The organism is Pyruvatibacter mobilis (genome assembly GCF_012848855.1).
GTDB lineage: Bacteria > Pseudomonadota > Alphaproteobacteria > CGMCC-115125 > CGMCC-115125 > Pyruvatibacter > Pyruvatibacter mobilis.
This window is the reverse complement of record NZ_CP051630.1, coordinates 2,135,506-2,154,014: the sequence shown is the minus strand read 5'-3', so window position 1 is coordinate 2,154,014 and position 18,509 is coordinate 2,135,506. Positions and strand designations below refer to the sequence as shown.

Here is an 18,509-nt window from a genome sequence, read left to right as displayed (position 1 = left end):
GGCATCAATCAGGCAAGATCAGGCAGGTCAGGTGAGCGGCGTGACATTCAGCATTCCCAGCATGGCAAAGATGAAATGCGTGACGGCGCTGGCGCTCGCAGGTGCCGTGCTGGCCGGTTGCGCCTCCGTTGGCGGCGGGTTTGGCAGCCCCGGAGACACCAATGCCGTGGTCGCCGATAGCGGGCGCAACACCGACACCAAGCTGGGCAATTATCTCGCCGCGCGCCACGCCACCAACCTGCGCGACCGGGATGCGGCAGCCGAGTTCTATGACCGGGTGCTGCGCGAGGACCCGGCCAACACGGTGATTCTCGACCGCGCCTTCCTGCTGCAACTCACCTCCGGCAACGTTCCGCGCGCCGCCGTTCTGGCAGAGCGCATCATCAAGCAGGACCCGGGTGACCGTACCGCGCGGCTGGTGCTTGGCACCCATGCCCTGAAGAAGGGTGACTTTGCCGGTGCCCGTGACCACTTCTCCAACGCCGCGGCGGGCCCCTTTACCCGGCTCGTGACTGGCCTGCTGGCGGCCTGGGCCCATGTGGGGGAAGGCCAGTATGACGCGGCCTATACGAGCCTCGAACTGGACGAGGACGGCCCCGGCCATACCCTGTTCGGCAGCTATCACCGGGCGCTGGTGGCGGAGCTTGAAGGCGACATCGACGAGGCGCGCGAAGCCTATGAAACCGCCATGGCATCCTCCGGCGGCGGCTCCATCCGCATCGTCGATGCCTATGGCCGCTTCCTGGAGCGCAACGGCAAGGCACCGGACGCCAAGGTGATTTACTCCGGCTACCTGGCCCTGTCGCCCGGCCACCCGATCATTTCCGACGCGCTGGACCGCGTGCGCAGCCTGCGGACGCCGGAGCTCTTGGTGACCAACACCCGCGCCGGTGCCGCCGAAGCGCTCTATGGCATCGGCAGTGCGCTCTCCCGCGACCAGGGCGTGGATGTGTCGATCCTCTATCTGCAGCTTGCGCTGTACATGAACGAGGACCTGGACGTGGCCCGCGTGCTGCTTGGCGAGTTGCTGTCGAACTCCGGTGATCTGGCCGCAGCGGCGGAAGCCTATGAGAAGGTAGACGACGACAGCCCGCTGGCGACCACGGCCTATATCGAGCAGGCGCTGCTGCTGGACCAGATCGGCCGCACGGAGGACGCGATCAAGGCGCTGCGCGGGCTGGGCCGTCAGTCCACGGATGATGCGGAAGCCGAAGTGGCGATTGCCCTTGCCGACCTTTACCGCGCAACGGAACAGTTCCGCGAGGCAGAGAAGCAGTACACCCGCGCCCTCGACCTGCTGAACTCGCCCGCCGGCCGCCTGTGGACCATCTACTATGCCCGCGGCGTCTCCCGCGAGCGACAGGACAAGTGGGACGGGGCGGAAGAGGATTTCTTCAAGGCCCTGGAGCTGAAACCCGAGCAGCCCTATGTGCTCAACTATCTCGGCTATTCCTGGCTGGAGCAGGGGCGCAATCTGGACGAAGCCATGGACATGATCCGCAAGGCCGTGGACCAGCGTCCGAATGACGGCTTCATCGTGGACAGCCTCGGCTGGGCCTATTTCCGCCTCGGCCAGTATGACAACGCGGTCGAACATCTGGAGCGCGCGGTGGAACTTGACCCCACCGATCCCACCATCAACGACCATCTGGGCGACGCCCTGTGGAAGGTGGGCCGCCGCACGGAAGCCCGCTTCCAGTGGCAGCATGCGCTCGACAGCAACCCCACCGAGGACGCGGCCCTGCGCATTCAGCGCAAGCTCGACAAGGGGCTGGACGCAGTGGAAGCCGCCGAGCGGCAGGACGACCGCGCAGGCTCCTGATATGCGGCGCACGGGATTGGGGTGCGGCTTGCTATGACCGGCGATGACTTCAATGCGTTCTGCCAGAGCCTGCCCGCCACCACCCATGTGGTGCAGTGGGGCGGGGCGCATGTGTGGAAGGTGGGCGGCAAGGTCTTTGCCATCGGCGGATGGGATGAGAAGGAGCCTGCCTTCACGTTCAAGGTCAGCGACATGAGCTTTGAAGTGCTGCCGCAACTGCCCGGCGTGCGCCCGGCACCCTACATGGCGTCGCGCGGGCTCAAATGGGTGCAGCATTATGCGGCGCCGGGCTTGAGTGACGATGAGCTTCGGGACTACATCAGGGCCTCCCACGCCATGGTGGCGGCGGGCCTGTCGAAGAAGAAGCAACGCGAACTGGGATTGCTGTAAGTGACCGCCGTAACCGAGTTCGCCCCCGCCAAGATCAATCTCACCCTGCACGTGCTGGGAAAGCGCGGCGACGGCTATCACCTGCTGGAAAGCCTGGTGGTGTTTGCCGGTGCAGGCGACCGGCTGACTGTTGAGCCTGCGGACGGCCTTTCGTTCGAGGTGACCGGCCCCAATGCGGCCGCCCTGGCTGATACACCGGACACGGATAATCTGGTGCTGAAGGCAGCGCAGCTTCTGGATGACGGCGCGGGCCGGGGCGCGCGGATCATTCTCGACAAGCATTTGCCGGTGGCCGCAGGCATCGGTGGCGGCTCGGCAGATTGCGCGGCGGCCTTACGCGCACTCAACGCGCTGTGGGGCCTCGGCCACACGCCCGCGGCGCTGGCGGAGATGGGTCTGGCGCTGGGGGCGGATGTGCCGGTCTGCGTGCACGCGCCGACACCTAAAATCATGTCCGGCATCGGCGAGCGGATTGCGGCGGCCCCCGGCCTGCCTGACCTGTGGTGCGTGCTGGCCAATCCCGGCGCGCCGGTGCCCACCGGGCCGGTCTTCAAGGCGCTTGATGCCCCGCCTGCAACCCGCGACAGCGACACGTTCTGGCCCGGCAGCCTGCCGTCGCCTCAGGCACTGACCCGCTTTCTCGGCACCTGCCGCAACGACCTCGAACCCGCAGCCCGCGCTTTGGTGCCCGAGGTAAGCGCAACCCTGCAGGCGCTCGCTGCCACCAAAGGCTGCCTCCTCGCCCGCATGTCCGGCTCCGGCGCCACCTGCTTCGGCCTCTATGCGACAGAAACGGCCGCCGCTGCCGCGGCCAAGGCCGTGCGCCGCGATGGCTGGTGGGTCGAAGCGGCGAAGGTGCTGGGGGAGGGCATTAAGGCTCAGGCGGGCTGAGAGAGATCCTCCGGTCAAGCCGGAGGATGAGCGGAATTTTTTTTACCCCAACCATATACCGCTATCCCTCCGGCTTGACCGGAGGGTCTCTTGATAATCTGGCAGACACCCTAGAAGTGCGGCACGCGGCCCGTCAGATCGTCCCAATCCGGATTGTCGGCCTCGATCAGCGACACCTTCCAGTCGCGGATCCAGTGCTTGAGCCGCCGCTCGCGTTGCCTGGCTTCCTCGCGGCTGTCGAATGCCTCGAAATGCACCAGGCGCAGCAGATTGTATCGGGCTGAAAAGCCGGGCGCGCCTTTGGACTGGTGTTCGGTCAGTCGCCTGGCAAGGTCATCCGTGTAGCCCACATAGAGCGTGCCGCCGGGCTTGTTGGTGAGGATGTAGACGAAGAAGGCCATTGCGGAAGTGCAACGGCAGGGGCTGGGGGCGTCAAGGGGGGCTCAGGCAGGGTGAGAGAGATCCTCCTGTCAAGCCGGAGGATGAGCGGCACTATTTCAACCCCAACCAAAAACCGCTATCCCTCCGGCTTGACCGGAGGGTCTCTCAGTAATCTGGCGCTTTCAGCCTAGTAGCTGCGGTTGACGCAGAAATGCACGAGGCTGATCAGCACGTCGCGCATGTCACTTTCCGGGAAGATGGCGAGTGCGTCGCAGGCGATGGCGCCGTAGTGGCGGGCGCGGCCGATGGTGTCGTCGAGGCAGCCATGGCGTTCCATAATGGCGATGGCGTTTTCCATGTCGCCGTCCTGCTGGTCGCCGTCGCGCAGGGTGCGCTCCCAGAAGGCGCGCTCATCCGCCGTGCCGCGGCGATAGGCCAGCACCACCGGCAGGGTCAGCTTGCCTTCGCGGAAATCGTCGCCCACCGTCTTGCCGAGCGTTGCCTGGCGGCCTGAATAATCAAGCGCGTCATCGACGAGCTGGAAGGCGATGCCCAGATTGCGACCGTAGGAGGCCAGCGCCGCCTGTTCTGAATCGGGCCGGTCGGCCACTACCGCGCCTACTTCCGTGGCGGCGGCGAACAGGGCGGCGGTCTTGGCGTTCACCACCTGCAGATAGGCATCTTCCGTGGTGCGCGTGTCCTTGGTGGTGGCAAGCTGCAGCACCTCGCCCTCGGCAATGACGCAGGCCGACGACGACAGGATGTCGAGCGCCTTCAGCGAACCAACCTCGACCATCAGCTTGAAGGCGCGGCCGAGCAGGAAATCACCCACCAGCACGCTGGCCTGGTTGCCCCAGATCTTGCGCGCGGCCTGCTTGCCGCGGCGCAGGTCGCTTTCATCCACCACGTCATCATGCAGAAGGGTGGCCGTGTGCATCAGCTCGACGGCAGCGGCCAGTTTCACATGGTCCGTACCCTGATAACCGCAGATCTCGGCGGCAGCGAGCGTCATCATCGGGCGCAGGCGCTTGCCGCCGCTTTCCACGATGTGGCCTGCAAGCTCCGGCACCATCTCGACCTGTGACGCGAGGCGGGACAGGATCAGCTCGGTCACCCGCTCCATGTCGGAGCCGACAAGCGCCGTCAGCCGCTCGACAGCATCGCTGCCCTGGCCACGGTCACTTTCAAGGGGAACGACGACGCCCATGTCTCTTCTGCTGGCCCTTTGCATGATAGGGTGGAAAGACGCGCCCTTCGGGGCGGCCTGATCGGGCGGTCTAATCCCGATGATGTGAAGTCTAAGTGCGGGTCTTGGCTGGTCAAGTCAACTACCATGCGGCCCCCCGCCGCGCATTTCACGTCTGCGTCAGGGACAATACTCGAGCCTGCTCCCGGTCCGCCGGGATCCACGTCCTGTTTCACCTAGGTCTGCGAAACACCCCGCCCATGATCGAACTCCTGCGCACCAACGACCCGGTTACCGTCTCCTTCGCCGAAGCGCTCTTGAAGGATGCGGGCATCGCCTATCAGCTGCTCGACCTGCATATGAGCGTGGTCGAAGGCTCGCTGGGGGTGCTGCCGCGGCGGCTGGCCGTGCGCGATGACCAGGCGGCCCAGGCGCGCACGCTGCTGGTGGACGCCGGCATCGACGTGCCGCCGGTGGGGGAGAGCCGCGGATGAGCGGGACAGCACCCACAGAAGCACCAACAGACGCCCCAACGGTGCAGGAAATCGAGACCTCGGACGATGATTTCCTCAGCGGCAAGGTGAAATGCCTGCAGCCGCGCCAGGGCTTCCGGGCCGGGGTGGACACGGTGATGCTGGCAGCCGCCTGTCCGGCGAAGGAGGGCGAATTGGTGCTCGAGCCCGGCTGCGGGCCCGGTGTCGCCGCCATGTGCCTCGCCCGGCGGACCGGCGCGCGGGTGCTGGGTGTCGAGATTGAGGCTGGCGCGCTGGAGCTGGCCCGCCGTAATGCCGAGCGCAATGAACTTGCGCACATGGTGTCGCTCATCGAGGCGGATGTGACGCTCAAGGCGTCTTTATTGGCGGAGCACGGCCTGGCACCGGAAACCTGCGACCATGCCATCGCCAACCCGCCTTTCCTGACCGAAGGCGAGGCGACCCCGCCGCCGGGAGATGCCCGCGCCCGCGCCTTTGCGGGTCCGCAGGAGCTGCTGGACGCCTGGGTCAAGTTCGCCACGCGGATGGTCCGCCCCGGCGGCACGCTGAGCTTCATCCACCGGGCTGACCGGGTGGGGGATCTGCTGGCAGCGCTTGAGGGCCGGGCAGGGGGCGCACAGGTCTTTCCCCTGTGGCCGGCCCCGCGATCAACCGGCAAACCGGCCTCCCGCGTCATCGTGCAGGCCACCAAGGGCAGCCGCGCCCCGCTGAAGCTGCTGCCCGGCCTGGTGCTGCACGGGGCGGATGCGCGGTTTACCGGGGATGCCTGGGACATCCTCCGGAAGGGCCGCCCGCTCGAGATCGGCGGCTGAAGCACCGGACAGCCGCGCCGCTTGCGCTTTCACGGGCGCGTGACTATCTGATGGCCATGGCAATCAAGGATAATCTGCGCGCCCTGCGCGACCAGCCGCTGATCGGCCCCATCGCCCGCAAGCTGATGGGCGAGCCGGAACCGCTCGTCACCGTCGTCCGCCTCACCGGCGTCATCGGCGGCCAGTCCACCCCGCTGAGCCCGTCCTTGACGCTGGCCTCCTGCGCGGCGGACCTCGAGGCGGCCTTCACCAACAGTCAGGCCAAGGCCGTGGCCATCGCCATCAACTCCCCCGGCGGCTCGCCCGTGCAGTCGGCGCTGATCACCAAGCGCGTCCGCGCGCTGGCCAAGGAGCATGAAAAGCCCGTCTTTACCTTCATCGAGGATGTGGGCGCCTCCGGCGGCTACATGCTGGCGCTGGCTGGCGACGAGATCTATGCGGATGAAAACTCCGTCGTCGGCTCCATTGGCGTTGTCTCGGCGGGCTTCGGCTTCAAGAAGCTGATCGACAAGGTGGGCGTCGAACGCCGCATCTATACGGCGGGCACCAGCAAGGCGATGCTCGACCCGTTCCAGGAAGAAAACCCCAAGGACGTGGCGCATCTGAAGAAGCTGCAGGAAGAAGTGCACGAAAGCTTCAAGCAGATGGTGCGCGATCACAGGGGCGACAAGCTGTCCGCGCCGGAGGATGAGCTGTTCAACGGCGCCTTCTGGACCGGTGCCACCGCCAAGACTTTGGGCCTGATCGACGGGCTGGGCGATATGCGTGCGGTGATGCAGGAGAAGTTCGGCGACAAGACCAAGCTCAAGCTCGTGCATGTGTCCGGCGGCCTGTTCCGCCGCAACAAGAACGCTGCTGAAGTCGGTGCGCCCGCAGCAGCTGCCACAGCTTCGCCATCTGCCGCCGCCATGATGGCGGGCGAGGCTGCAAATCTGGTGGAAACCGGGCTTGCGGCGCTGGAAGCCCGCGCGCACTGGAACCGCTTCGGGCTCTAGGCCCGGATTCCGGGGCCCGGCAAAGGGGCCCAACGACTAGGGGATAATTTGATGGGAAACATCATCCTCACGGCCCTGCTGATCGTCGCCGCGGTGGCCGCCTGGCGGACGCTCAAGGACAAGGGTGTTAGCCGCCGTTCCGCCGTGGAGGAGGCCGCCCGCCGCGCCACCCAGCATATGAGCGGCAAATCCGACGCCCAGACGCTGGAAGCCGGCAAGGACGGCGTCTATCGCCCCACCGACCGCCAGCCGCGCTAGGCACGTGCCGCACGGGCGGCACACGGGCCAGTGCCCTGACACAGCGTCGCCCGCCGGTCAGCCAACGACCAGCCTGCGGCTAGCCTCCTGGCCCTCTCACCCCCCGGCAAGCCCGTCCTTGACCCCGCATGACCCGCGCGGCTAGGTTCCGCCGCGCCCGGGCATATAGCAGCCCTCTTGTCGATTCTGCGGTTTCAGGTCACCAGGGGGCGCCTGCTGGAAATCCGGGCCCGCACCGACCCCGTTTCACCCTTTTCAGGTGAGTTCCAAGCGCCTCGATGACCGCGTCACGGCCGAAGGCCGATACATCCTTTCAGGGCCTGATCCTGACCCTGCAACGCTTCTGGGCGGACCAGGGCTGCGTGCTGCTGCAACCCTATGACATGGAAATGGGCGCGGGCACCTTTCACCCCGCGACCACCCTGCGCGCGCTCGGCCCCAAGCCCTGGAACGCGGCCTATGTGCAGCCCTCCCGCCGCCCGACGGACGGCCGCTATGGCGAGAACCCCAACCGCTTCCAGCACTATTACCAGTTCCAGGTGATCCTGAAGCCGAGCCCGGACAACATCCAGGAGCTCTACCTGCAAAGCCTCTATGCGCTGGGCATCGACCCCAAGCTGCATGACATCCGCTTTGTGGAGGATGACTGGGAAAGCCCGACGCTGGGCGCCTGGGGCCTGGGCTGGGAAGTGTGGTGCGACGGGATGGAGGTCTCCCAGTTCACTTACTTCCAGCAGGTGGGCGGCATCGACTGTTCACCCGTGTCCGGCGAGCTGACCTACGGGCTGGAACGCCTGGCCATGTATGTGCAGGGCGTCGACAACGGGTTTGAACTGGATTTCAACGGCGCTGAGGGCGACAAGAAGGTCACCTATGGCGACGTGTTCCACCAGGCGGAGGTGGAATATTCCCACCACAATTTCGACGCCGCTGACACCGAGGCCCTGTTCCGCCAGTTTGCCGACGCGGAAAAGGAATGCGAGCGGCTGCTGAGCCACACGCCCGCGCTGCCGCTGCCCGCCTATGACCAGGTGCTGAAGGCATCCCACCGCTTCAACCTGCTGGACGCCCGCGGCGTCATCTCAGTCACCGAACGCCAGGCCTATATCGGCCGGGTCCGGAACCTGGCCAAGGGCTGCTGCGAAGCCTATCTGAAGACGCAGATCGAGGGGGCTGAGTAATGCCTGAGACCCTGATCGAACTCTTCTGCGAGGAAATCCCCGCGCGCATGCAGAAGCGTGCGGCGGAAGACCTGCAGCGCATGGTGACGGACGCGCTGGTGGAGGCCGGCGTCACCTATGAGTGGGCGCGCATCCATTATGGCCCGCGCCGGCTGATGCTGGCACTCGGCGGCCTGCCGGGGGCGGCACCCGACCGCAAGGAAGAGCGCAAGGGCCCGCGCGTCGGCGCGCCGGAAAAGGCGCTTGAGGGCTTCCTGAAGTCGGCGGGGCTTGCAAGCGTTGACGACTGCGAGCAGCGCGAGGACAAGAAGGGCGCGTTTTACGTCGCCGTCATCGACAAGCCGGGCCGCCCGGTGCCGGAGCTGCTGGCCGAGATCATTCCCGACACGGTGAAGAAATTCCCCTGGCCCAAGTCCATGCGATGGGGCGTGGGCACGCTGCGCTGGGTGCGGCCGCTGCATTCCATCGTCTGCACGTTTGATGGTGAGGTGGTGCCTTTCGAGGTGGCGCTCAACGACGACACCGTCATCACGTCCGGCAACGTCACCTATGGTCACCGCTTCATGGCGCCCGACGCGATCACCGTGTCGCGCCTTGAAGACTATGAGGTGGGGCTTGACCGCGCCAAGGTGATGGTGGACGCGGAGATCCGTATGCAGACGATCCTGCACGAAGCCAAGACCCTGTGTGAGGCGCAGGGGCTTGAGCTGGTGGAGGACGAGGCGCTGCTGGAAGAGGTGGCGGGGCTGGTTGAATGGCCCGTGCCGCTGATGGGGTCGTTCGATGAAAGCTTCCTCGACGTGCCGCCGGAAGTGCTGACCTCGACCATGCGGTCGAACCAGAAATATTTCGCGGTCCGCGACCCCAAGAGCGGCGGCATGGCAGCGAAGTTCATCTGCGTCGCCAATGTGGAAGCGGAAGACGGCGGCACCGCCATCGCCGACGGCAATGGCCGCGTCCTCCGCGCCCGCTTCTCCGACGCGCGCTTCTTCTGGGACGAAGACAAGAAGCGCACGCTGGACAGCCGCGTGGATGACCTCAAGAAGGTCGTGTTCCACGCCAAGCTCGGCACCGTGCATGACAAGATGGAGCGGGTGGCGGGTGTCGCCGTAGATCTCGTCGCACCCTATGTCGGCGCCGATCGCGGCAACGTTGATCGTGCCGCGCGCCTTGCAAAAGCGGATTTGACGACCGGCATGGTCTACGAGTTTCCTGATCTTCAGGGCATCATGGGCCGCTACTACGCGATTGAAGATGGTGAAGTGGCCGAGGTAGCAGATGCTATCCGAGACCACTATGCGCCCCAGAGTGCTGATGACGATGTGCCTACCGCTCCCGTATCAATCGCTGTCTCCCTTTCCGAGAAACTGGATACGCTCGTCGGTTTCTGGGACATCGGTGAGAAGCCGACGGGCTCGAAAGATCCTTACGCCCTTCGCCGGTACGCATTGGGCGTCACTCGGACGATTCTCGAAAACGAGATACGAATTCCCATCCGTCAGGTGATGGGAAGCGTATGGAGCTATGACGGTGACAATCGCGAGGCAGAGGATCGCGATGCGACGCTCGACGACCTCCTGTCCTTCTTCGCCGACCGCCTGAAGGTCTATCTCCGCGACCGTGGGGCGCGGCATGATCTTGTGGATGCGGTCTTCGCAATGGAGGGCCAGGACGACCTCTGGCTGATCGTCCAGCGCGTCAATGCGCTGTCGGATTTCCTGGCAACCGATGACGGGGCCAATTTGCTGGCGGGCTACAAGCGCGCCGCCAACATCCTGCGCATCGAGGAAAAGAAGGACGGCGCGCCGGTTTCCGGCACGGCCAACACCGAGCTGTTTTCCGAAAAGGCCGAGAGCGATCTTTACGCGGCGATTGATGCCGCCACCGGCATCGCGCGCGAGGCGGTGGCGAAGGAAGATTTCGCCGGGGCCATGGCGGCGCTTGCCAAGCTGCGCGGGCCGGTCGATCTGTTCCTCGATACCGAGACCGGTGTGCGGGTGAATGACAACGACCCGAGAATCCGCGCCAACCGGCTCAAGCTGCTGGCCCAGATCCGCGACGCCCTGCACACCGTCGCCGACTTCTCCAAGGTGGAGGGCTAGGGCAGTGGCTGTGGCCCCGGGCCATGACGCGCGGCCGGGCGTGACCGCGACCGCTGCCGCCCCCTCACCCTCCCCCCGTGCAAACTGTCGTTTGCGCGGCGGGCCCCTCCCTCTCCCACGAGGGGAGAGGGACCAATACTTTACCTCTCCCGCTCCTGTCCGCTTTTGCGGACGGACCGCAAAAGTGGGGGGAGAGGTCGGTGCGGAGCACCGGGTGAGGGTGGAGCGGCACTTCGGGGCGGCACCTGAGGGCATCTCGTTTGCCCCCGCCCCCGACAGCGCAGCGGCTCAAGCGGCCAATCCAAAGATTCCCGTGGCTGCGACCCAGCCATGCCTTGACCGCACCGCCTGTCTCTTCCATGAGTCCGGCACGAGTCGCGGGTTCACACAGAATTCACATCACCACCTCAAGACAGGCACACGACCATGACCAAGTGGGTGTACAGCTTCGGCGACGGCAAGGCGGAAGGGTCCGCTGAGGACCGCAACCTTTTGGGCGGCAAGGGCGCGAACCTTGCGGAGATGTCCAATCTCGGGCTGCCGGTGCCGCCGGGCTTTACCATCACCACCGAGCTGTGCACCTGGTACTACGACAATGGCCGCAAGTACCCGGACGAGCTGTCCGACCAGGTTGATGATGCCCTTGAGCAGATCGGCAAGCTGGTCGGCGCCACCTTCGGCGACACCGCAAACCCGCTGCTCGTCTCGGTGCGGTCGGGCGCCCGCGCCTCCATGCCGGGCATGATGGATACGGTGCTGAATCTCGGCCTCAATGACGAGACCGTGGGCGCGATGGCCAAGCTGTCGGGCGATGAGCGCTTCGCCATGGACAGCTACCGCCGCTTCATCCAGATGTATTCCGACGTGGTGCTGGGCGTGGACCACTACCACTTCGAGGAGATCCTCGAGGTCTACAAGGAAGAGAACGACTATACGCTGGACACGGATCTTTCCGCCGATGACTGGAAGGAAATCATCCAGCACTACAAGGCCGCTGTTGAGCGCGAGCTGGAGCAGCCCTTCCCGCAGGATGTGAAGGACCAGCTCTGGGGCGCGATCTCGGCTGTGTTCGGCTCCTGGCGCAATGACCGCGCCAACACCTATCGTCGCCTGCACAACATCCCCGAAAGCTGGGGCACTGCCGTCAACGTGCAGGCCATGGTGTTCGGCAATATGGGCGATACGTCGGCCACGGGCGTCGCCTTCACCCGCGACCCGTCCACCGGCGTGAAAGAATTTTATGGCGAATTCCTCATCAATGCCCAGGGCGAGGACGTGGTGGCGGGCATCCGCACCCCGCAGAACCTGACCAAGGCCTCCCGCGAGGCAGCCGGTGCGACCGCCCCCAGCATGGAGGAAGCCATGCCGGAAGTGTTCGGGCAGCTTGTGGACATCTACAAGAAGCTCGAAGGCCATTACCGCGACATGCAGGACATCGAGTTCACCGTCCAGCAGGGCAAGCTGTGGATGCTGCAGACCCGCAACGGCAAGCGCACGGCGAAAGCCGCCCTCAAGATCGCCTGCGACATGGTGGATGAGGGACTGATTTCCTCCGAAGAAGCCGTGAAGCGCGTGGACCCCGCGTCGCTGGACCAGCTGCTGCACCCGACCCTTGATCCGGATGCGGAACGCAACGTGATTGCCTCCGGCCTGCCTGCGTCGCCCGGCGCGGCATCCGGTGCCGTCGTGTTCACCGCCGAACACGCGGTGGAGTGCATGCAGGAAGGCAAGAAGGTCATCCTGGTACGGATCGAAACAAGCCCCGAAGACATTCACGGCATGCACGCAGCCCAAGGCATTCTGACCACCCGCGGCGGCATGACCAGCCACGCGGCCGTGGTGGCCCGCGGCATGGGGCGGCCCTGTGTGTCCGGCGCGGGTACGATCCGTGTTGATTATGCGGCAAAGACCTTCACCGTCGGCGGCGTGACGATCTCTGAAGGTGACATCATCACCATCGATGGCGGCAACGGCCAGGTGATGCAGGGCGAAGTGCCGACCCTGCAGCCGGAACTCTCCGGTGATTTCGGCAAACTGATGGAATGGGCCGACAAGGCCCGTCGCATGAAGGTGCGCACCAACGCGGAAACCCCGGCGGATGCCGAGACCGCGCGCAAGTTCGGCGCCGAGGGCATTGGTCTGTGCCGCACTGAGCACATGTTCTTTGAAGCCGAGCGCATTGTCGCCGTGCGCGAGATGATCCTCGCCGACGAGCACGACAAGTCAGCCCGCAAGGCGGCGCTGGACAAGATCCTGCCCATGCAGCGGCAGGACTTCACCGATTTGTTCGAGATCATGTCCGGCCTGCCGGTGACGATCCGCCTGCTTGACCCGCCGCTGCACGAATTCCTTCCGCAGTCGGACGAAGAAATGGAAGAAGTGGCGGCTGCCTCTGGCGTTGATGCCGCCAAGCTGAAGCAGCGCGCGCATGAGCTGCACGAGTTCAACCCGATGCTGGGCCATCGCGGCTGCCGCCTCGGCATTTCCTATCCGGAAATCTACGAGATGCAGGCCCGTGCCATCTTCGAAGCGTCGATTGCCGCCGCCGAGAAGACCGGCTCCCCGGTGACGCCGGAAATCATGATCCCGCTCGTTGCCATGAAGCAGGAGCTGGACACGCTGAAGGCGCGCATCGTGGCGATTGCCGGTGACGTTGAGAAAGAGACCGGCAAGAAGCTGAGCTATCTCGTCGGCACCATGATCGAGCTGCCGCGCGCAGCCCTTCAGGCCAACAACATCGCCGAGACGGCGGAGTTCTTCTCCTTCGGCACCAATGATCTGACGCAGACGACCTATGGCATTTCGCGCGATGATGCAGCGATGTTCCTCAAGACATATACGGAGCAGGGGCTGATCGAGCAGGACCCGTTCGTGTCGCTGGACCCCGATGGGGTGGGCGAGCTGGTGAAGATCGGCGCCGAGCGCGGCCGGTCGACCCGTGCCGACATCAAGCTCGGCATCTGCGGTGAGCATGGCGGTGACCCGGCCTCGGTGGCCTTCTGTGAGACAGTCGGCCTCGACTATGTGTCGTGCTCGCCCTACCGCGTGCCCATCGCCCGCCTGGCCGCTGCCCAGGCCGCACTCGCGACCAGGTAAAAACAGGCGGGAAACCGCCGGTTTTTGCTGCAGTGCAATATATTTCGGGTTGGAAGTGTCTGATTCTGGCACAGGATGCGGCTCGTCCGGTAAAAAACGGGCGGCATCCGTGCATGGCAGGTCTGCGCCTGATTTTGCCTGTAAAATCAAGGGGTTGCGCCAGATAACATGGGCGTGAGTGCTGTCCGCTTGAAGGCGGCAGGCCTTAATGCTATCTCCCTCCCCGACACCCGCACATAAATCTGTCACATCAGGGCAGGGGGCGGGACAAACACAGTTTCCGGCGCATTTTCCGAGGGGCAGAACGCCCGATCAGGCGCCAGGACAGGCCGGGGATAAACCGGCTGTCGCTGGCACGGGGATTGCGACGACGCCAAGACCGGTCCGGGAATGGGACGAGTGCCATTCCCGCCGGAACCGCCCGGCGCAGGGGAGCCAGATGCTCCCGCGTATCGCGCCCGGCACTGGGAATGCGGGTTGGGAAGCCCGCTTGGTTTCAAATCTGGGGGTGGAGCAAGGCCAGGGGCCGCAGCGCAGATGTGCGCGCGCCCGCAAGATGCCTGCCCGCCTCAAGTATCAGGGTCACAAGACCCCGATGCGGACCATGTGGAGACAGGACGATGCTGAACAGGCTCGACACCGTTTTGACGCAGATCCGTCATCGCTGCCGGTCTCTCACCGAGGGGCGGGAGTGGACACGCAAGACGGCCATCATCGCCGCCGCCGGTGCCATTGTGCTGGCCGGCAGCACCGCGGTTACCTTCCTCGGCGGGGAAGCTGACCCGTCGCAGCAGCAGGCGGCGCTGAGCATCAGCGAGACGCCGGACGTGAAGGCTGTCACCGCCAAGGCCCGTGCGCGGGTCGCCGGCGGCCGCCTCAGCGCCCCGGTGATAACCCTGCCGGCCGTAACCCGTTCCATGAGCGACGACACGTTTTACGCGGTGGTGGAAAACGCCATCGACATCGCCGGCGAGGACCGTCTCGCCAAGCGCTTCTCCAAGCTGTCGGAAGAGCAAATTGCCCGCGAGCGCCAGTGCCTCGCCGAAGCAATCTATTTCGAGGCCCGCAGCGAAGGCGCCAAGGGCAAGCTGGCCGTGGCCGAAGTGGTGCTGACCCGGGTGGCCGACAAGCGCTACCCCCGCACCATCTGCGGCGTCGTCTATCAGGGCGCGCACCTGGCCACGGGCTGCCAGTTCTCCTGGACCTGCGACGGCCTGAGCGACATTCCGCGCGAAAAGGCCGCCTGGGACCGCTCCCGCGCCCTGGCCGCCTATGTGATGCTGGACGTGAAGTGGGAAGAAGTGACCGGCAAGGCCACGCATTACCACGCTGACTATGTGGCGCCTTACTGGGCCCCGACGCTGGAAGAGACGGCCACCGTCGGCAAGCACGTCTTCTACCGCTGGGGCAACCGCAAGCCCGCCAAGCCGGCGCCGCTGCAGGACAGCTAGGCACCAGCCGGGCTTATAGCAAGATCAAACGGGAAGGCCGTCTCAGGCAGAGGCGGCCTTCTTGCTTTCTTCTTCCATGTTGCGGATCAGCTCTGCCAGCGGCCCGGTGGATTTGAGCTGCTCGCGCACGAGCTCCGGCGTGTTGCCGGCGGCCTTGTCGAGATCACCGATCTCCTCCGGCACGAACCAGTGCAGCTTCTCCGGCGTGTGATAGGCCTCCCACACACACACAGCCACCGAGTCCGCCGGCATCAGCCGGAACATGCCCTCGCTCGGCGCGTTGTCGGTGGTGCCCTCCGGCAGGATCGCCGTGTCGATCAGCCCCGGCAGCACGTCCGCTGCCCGCACGCCGTGGCGCGCAAACTCGATCGACAGCGCTTCCGTCAGGCCCTTCACCGCGTGCTTGGTCGCCGAATAGACCGCGATGCCCGGCATGCCGAAGGTGGCGGAGGAAGAGGACGTGGTGAAGCACAGCGAGTTCGGCGTCGCCTTGAGCAGCGGATAGGCCATGTGGATGCCGCGCAGCACGCCGATGAAATTGACGTTCACCACCGCCATCACGTCGGCGAAATCCATCTCGTCGAAAAAGCCGCCATTGCCGATGCCGGCATTGTTGAACAGTAGGTCGAGCGTCCCGCCCGTATCCTTCGAGAACGCCTCCAGCACGGCCCCGAAATCCTCGGCACTCGTCACATCCAGCGTTGAGATGAAGCAATTGTCCGGCCCGATATCGGCCTCAAGCGATTTGAGGCCAAGCTCGTTCACATCCGTCGCGCCGACAAACCAGCCCTTGGACGCAAACAGCTCTGCCGTCGCCCGGCCCATGCCGCTGGCAGCCCCGGTGATGAAAATTGATTTGCGGTTGCCCGCCTTGGTCTTGCTCATGACCCGTCTCCCTGAAACATCTTTTTGTTTTCAGGGCAGACTCTAGGCCCACCGGCCCCGCGTTGGAAGCTAGTCGCCGAAATCGATGTCGAGACCCAGATCGAGCGACGGGGCGGAATGGGTGAGCCAGCCCACGGAAATGAGGTCCACGCCGCTTTCCGCAACTCCCACGATGGTGTCCGCCGTGATGCCGCCGGAGGCTTCCAGCACGGCCCGGCCGTCATTGATCTCCACGGCCTCGGCAAGGGTGGCGGGCGCCATGTTGTCGAGCAGGATTGCTTCCGCCCCGGCATCAAGCGCCTCGCGCAGCTGGTCGAGCGTGTCCACCTCGCATTCGATCTTCACCATGTGCCCGGCCTGCGCCTTGGCAGCCTGAATGGCAGCGGTGACGCCGCCCGCCACGGCGATGTGGTTGTCCTTGATCAGCAGGCCGTCATCGAGCCCGAAGCGGTGATTGGACCCGCCGCCGCAGCGCACCGCATGCTTCTCGAAGGCGCGCAGGCCCGGCGTCGTCTTGCGGGTGCAGGTGACCCTCGCCTTGGTATGCGCGATGAGGGCGGACATTTTTGCAGCCTCCGAGGCAATGCCCGACATGTGGCCGAGGAAATTGAGCGCAACCCGCTCGCCGGTGAGGATGGAGCGCGCCTTGCCGTCCAGATGGCAGATCGTGTCCCCCGGCTCCAGCCGGTCGCCGTCACGCCGCTCAATTCCGATCATCAAGTCCGGGTCCACCAGCCGGAAGGCAGTACGCGCCGCATCAAGCCCCGCCACAACGCCCGGTTTGCGCGCGGCGATGCGTGCCTGCGCCCGCACATCTTCCGGCACCACATAATCGGTGGTGATGTCACCGGCGCGGCCAAGATCCTCTTCCAGCGCGCGGCGCACGGCGGGCTCGACGATCAGGCGGGGCATCGGGGGCAGATTGCTGTGGGGCATGGTGTCAGGCCGTCTTCTGGACAGGAGTGGGGGCAGCGGCAAGGCCCGTCGCGCGGGCCTCGTCCAGCGTCAGGGGCAGGGGGCGCCCCAGGGCATCATCCGCCTGCGGATAATCAAGCCGGGCGTGGCCGCCACGGCTTTCATGGCGGCGATGGGCGGCGGCGGTGATCAGCAGCGCGGCGGCAAGCATGTTGCGGTAGCCGGACGCCTCGGGCCGGGCGTCTGCGTCAAAGCTGCGGATCATGTCGAGCGTTGCGGCCAACTGACCGGCCTCGCGCGCCACGCCCACAGAAAGCGACATGGCGGTGCGTAGGTGCATGATCTGCGCCGCATGCGGGTCCGGCCCCTTGGGCGCTTCACCGCCCTGTGGGGCTGCCTTGGGCGCAGACGTGCCGGGCGTGAGGCCCGCAACGGCGTCGGCAATGCGTGCGCCGAACACGATGGATTCAAGCAGCGAATTGGACGCCAGCCGGTTGGCCCCGTGCGCCCCGGTGCGGGAGACCTCGCCGCAGGCATAAAGGCCTTGAAGGCTTGTCGCCCCAGTCAGATCCGTCACCACGCCGCCCATATGGTAATGCGCGGCCGGGGCCACGGGGATCATCTGCGTGACCGGGTCGATGCCCGCCCGCAGCGCGGCGGCATGCACGGCGGGGAAGCGCTCGGCGAACCGCGCGCCGACTGCTGTGCGGCAATCAAGCAACACCGTGCCGCCGCGCGCGATTTCACGGGCAATCTCGCGGGCCACAATATCGCGCGGCGCAAGCTCAAGATCCGGATGCACGCCTTCCATCAGCCGCGATCCATCAGCCCGGTGAAGCGTTGCGCCTTCCCCGCGCAGGGCCTCGGTCGCAAGGGGGGCAGGGTCTTCGTCGCAGGCGATGGCGGTGGGGTGGAACTGCACGAACTCGACATCGGCCACGCGGGCGCCCGCCCGGGCAGCGAGCCCCAGACCGTGGCCGCGCGAGCCCGGCGGGTTGGTGGTCACCCGGTAAAGCGCGCCCACACCGCCGGTCGCCAGCACGGTTGTATCTGCCCGCACGGCAAGGGTGGGGGCGTCCGGCTCCACGCCGCCGCGTGCCATGATGCCGGTGACACTGCCGCCCTCGACGATGAGATCAGCTGCGTTCCAGCCGGGGACGATGTGAATGTTGGGGTGTGCCTCAGCCGCCTGACCCAGCGCCTTCATGATCGCGGCACCGGCACCGTCACCGCCCACATGGGCAATGCGGTTGCGCGAATGCGCGCCTTCCCGGCCCAGCGCAAAGCTGCCGTCGGCCCTGCGGTCGAACGCAACACCTAGCGCTTCGAGATCGGCAATGCGGGCAGGCGCGTCTTCGGCCAGGGCGCGGGCGGCGGCTTCATCCACCAGCCCGTCACCGGCGGCCAGCGTGTCGGCCACATGCAGGTCCGCGCTGTCGTCGGGGCCCAGCGCTGCGGCGATGCCGCCCTGCGCCCAGGTGGAGGTGGCCCCGCCGGGACGCGCTACGCCGGACAGCACGGTGACCTGGCGGCCCCGGTCAGCGAGCTTCAGGGCCGTGAACAGCCCTGCCAGCCCGGCACCCGCGATCAGCGCGTCACCGGCCAGATGCTCGTTTGCTGTGCTCATGATGTCCCGCCTCCGGGCTGGAC

The 18,509-nt window shown here is 65.8% G+C and carries 16 protein-coding genes; 11 read left to right on the top strand and 5 right to left on the bottom strand.

Features of this window, described 5'->3' with window-relative positions:
• The first annotated feature begins 40 nt into the window (after positions 1 to 40).
• From HG718_RS10025 to HG718_RS10015, 3 genes are read left to right on the top strand one after another with little or no spacing between them, the layout of a single operon-like run.
• Positions 41 to 1,822, top strand: a complete 1,782-nt coding sequence (locus HG718_RS10025) for a tetratricopeptide repeat protein (RefSeq protein ID WP_160588284.1) — start codon at positions 41 to 43, stop codon at positions 1,820 to 1,822.
• Positions 1,823 to 1,855: 33 nt separating this feature from the next.
• The gene (locus HG718_RS10020) at positions 1,856 to 2,212 is read left to right on the top strand and encodes an MmcQ/YjbR family DNA-binding protein (RefSeq protein ID WP_027844850.1); all 357 of its coding nucleotides are present in this window, start codon (positions 1,856 to 1,858) and stop codon (positions 2,210 to 2,212) included.
• On the top strand, positions 2,213 to 3,103 hold the full coding sequence (locus tag HG718_RS10015) for a 4-(cytidine 5'-diphospho)-2-C-methyl-D-erythritol kinase (RefSeq protein ID WP_160588281.1): 891 nt from the start codon (positions 2,213 to 2,215) through the stop codon (positions 3,101 to 3,103).
• A gap of 110 nt (positions 3,104 to 3,213) precedes the next feature.
• Here HG718_RS10015 and HG718_RS10010 read toward each other — a convergent pair whose 3' ends face one another.
• Positions 3,214 to 3,504, bottom strand: coding sequence for a GIY-YIG nuclease family protein (locus HG718_RS10010; protein WP_160588279.1), 291 nt, complete (start codon positions 3,502 to 3,504; stop codon positions 3,214 to 3,216).
• A 167-nt stretch (positions 3,505 to 3,671) separates the two neighbouring features.
• On the bottom strand, positions 3,672 to 4,691 hold the full coding sequence (locus tag HG718_RS10005) for a polyprenyl synthetase family protein (protein ID WP_027844847.1): 1,020 nt from the start codon (positions 4,689 to 4,691) through the stop codon (positions 3,672 to 3,674).
• 239 nt (positions 4,692 to 4,930) lie between these two features.
• On the opposite strand from HG718_RS10005, the gene HG718_RS10000 reads away from it, so the two are divergent.
• The 8 genes from HG718_RS10000 (at position 4,931) to HG718_RS09965 (ending at position 15,059) form a co-directional block, all read left to right on the top strand.
• Positions 4,931 to 5,164 carry a putative signal transducing protein gene (locus HG718_RS10000; protein WP_160588277.1) on the top strand — a complete coding sequence of 78 codons (234 nt, stop codon included), beginning with the start codon at positions 4,931 to 4,933 and terminating at the stop codon, positions 5,162 to 5,164.
• A complete protein-coding gene (locus HG718_RS09995; RefSeq protein ID WP_160588275.1) occupies positions 5,161 to 5,976 on the top strand; it encodes a tRNA1(Val) (adenine(37)-N6)-methyltransferase in 816 nt (271 codons plus the stop codon). Before HG718_RS10000 ends, HG718_RS09995 begins: the two co-directional genes overlap by 4 nt.
• 50 nt (positions 5,977 to 6,026) lie before the next feature.
• Complete coding sequence (locus HG718_RS09990; protein ID WP_170080202.1) at positions 6,027 to 6,971, top strand: S49 family peptidase; 945 nt, start codon at positions 6,027 to 6,029, stop codon at positions 6,969 to 6,971.
• A 51-nt stretch (positions 6,972 to 7,022) separates the two neighbouring features.
• Positions 7,023 to 7,229, top strand: a complete 207-nt coding sequence (locus tag HG718_RS09985; RefSeq protein WP_160588273.1) for a hypothetical protein — start codon at positions 7,023 to 7,025, stop codon at positions 7,227 to 7,229.
• A 278-nt stretch (positions 7,230 to 7,507) separates the two neighbouring features.
• Positions 7,508 to 8,410 carry a glycine--tRNA ligase subunit alpha gene (locus HG718_RS09980; RefSeq protein WP_160588271.1) on the top strand — a complete coding sequence of 301 codons (903 nt, stop codon included), beginning with the start codon at positions 7,508 to 7,510 and terminating at the stop codon, positions 8,408 to 8,410.
• On the top strand, positions 8,410 to 10,512 hold the full coding sequence (gene glyS, locus HG718_RS09975) for a glycine--tRNA ligase subunit beta (protein ID WP_160588269.1): 2,103 nt from the start codon (positions 8,410 to 8,412) through the stop codon (positions 10,510 to 10,512). The genes HG718_RS09980 and glyS overlap by 1 nt, the downstream gene beginning before the upstream one ends.
• Before the next feature lie 426 nt (positions 10,513 to 10,938).
• Positions 10,939 to 13,608, top strand: a complete 2,670-nt coding sequence (ppdK, locus tag HG718_RS09970; RefSeq protein WP_160588268.1) for a pyruvate, phosphate dikinase — start codon at positions 10,939 to 10,941, stop codon at positions 13,606 to 13,608.
• Positions 13,609 to 14,228: 620 nt separating this feature from the next.
• A complete protein-coding gene (locus HG718_RS09965; protein WP_160588266.1) occupies positions 14,229 to 15,059 on the top strand; it encodes a cell wall hydrolase in 831 nt (276 codons plus the stop codon).
• 42 nt (positions 15,060 to 15,101) lie between these two features.
• Here the strand turns inward: HG718_RS09965 and HG718_RS09960 are convergent, their stop codons facing one another.
• The 3 genes from HG718_RS09960 to HG718_RS09950 form a co-directional block, all read right to left on the bottom strand.
• Positions 15,102 to 15,944: an SDR family oxidoreductase gene (locus tag HG718_RS09960; RefSeq protein WP_160588264.1), complete on the bottom strand. Its 843-nt coding sequence runs from the start codon at positions 15,942 to 15,944 to the stop codon at positions 15,102 to 15,104.
• 69 nt (positions 15,945 to 16,013) lie between these two features.
• The gene (gene nadC / locus HG718_RS09955; protein WP_160588263.1) at positions 16,014 to 16,880 is read right to left on the bottom strand and encodes a carboxylating nicotinate-nucleotide diphosphorylase; all 867 of its coding nucleotides are present in this window, start codon (positions 16,878 to 16,880) and stop codon (positions 16,014 to 16,016) included.
• A gap of 4 nt (positions 16,881 to 16,884) precedes the next feature.
• Positions 16,885 to 18,486: an L-aspartate oxidase gene (locus HG718_RS09950; protein ID WP_160588261.1), complete on the bottom strand. Its 1,602-nt coding sequence runs from the start codon at positions 18,484 to 18,486 to the stop codon at positions 16,885 to 16,887.
• Between the last annotated feature and the right edge of the window lie 23 nt (positions 18,487 to 18,509).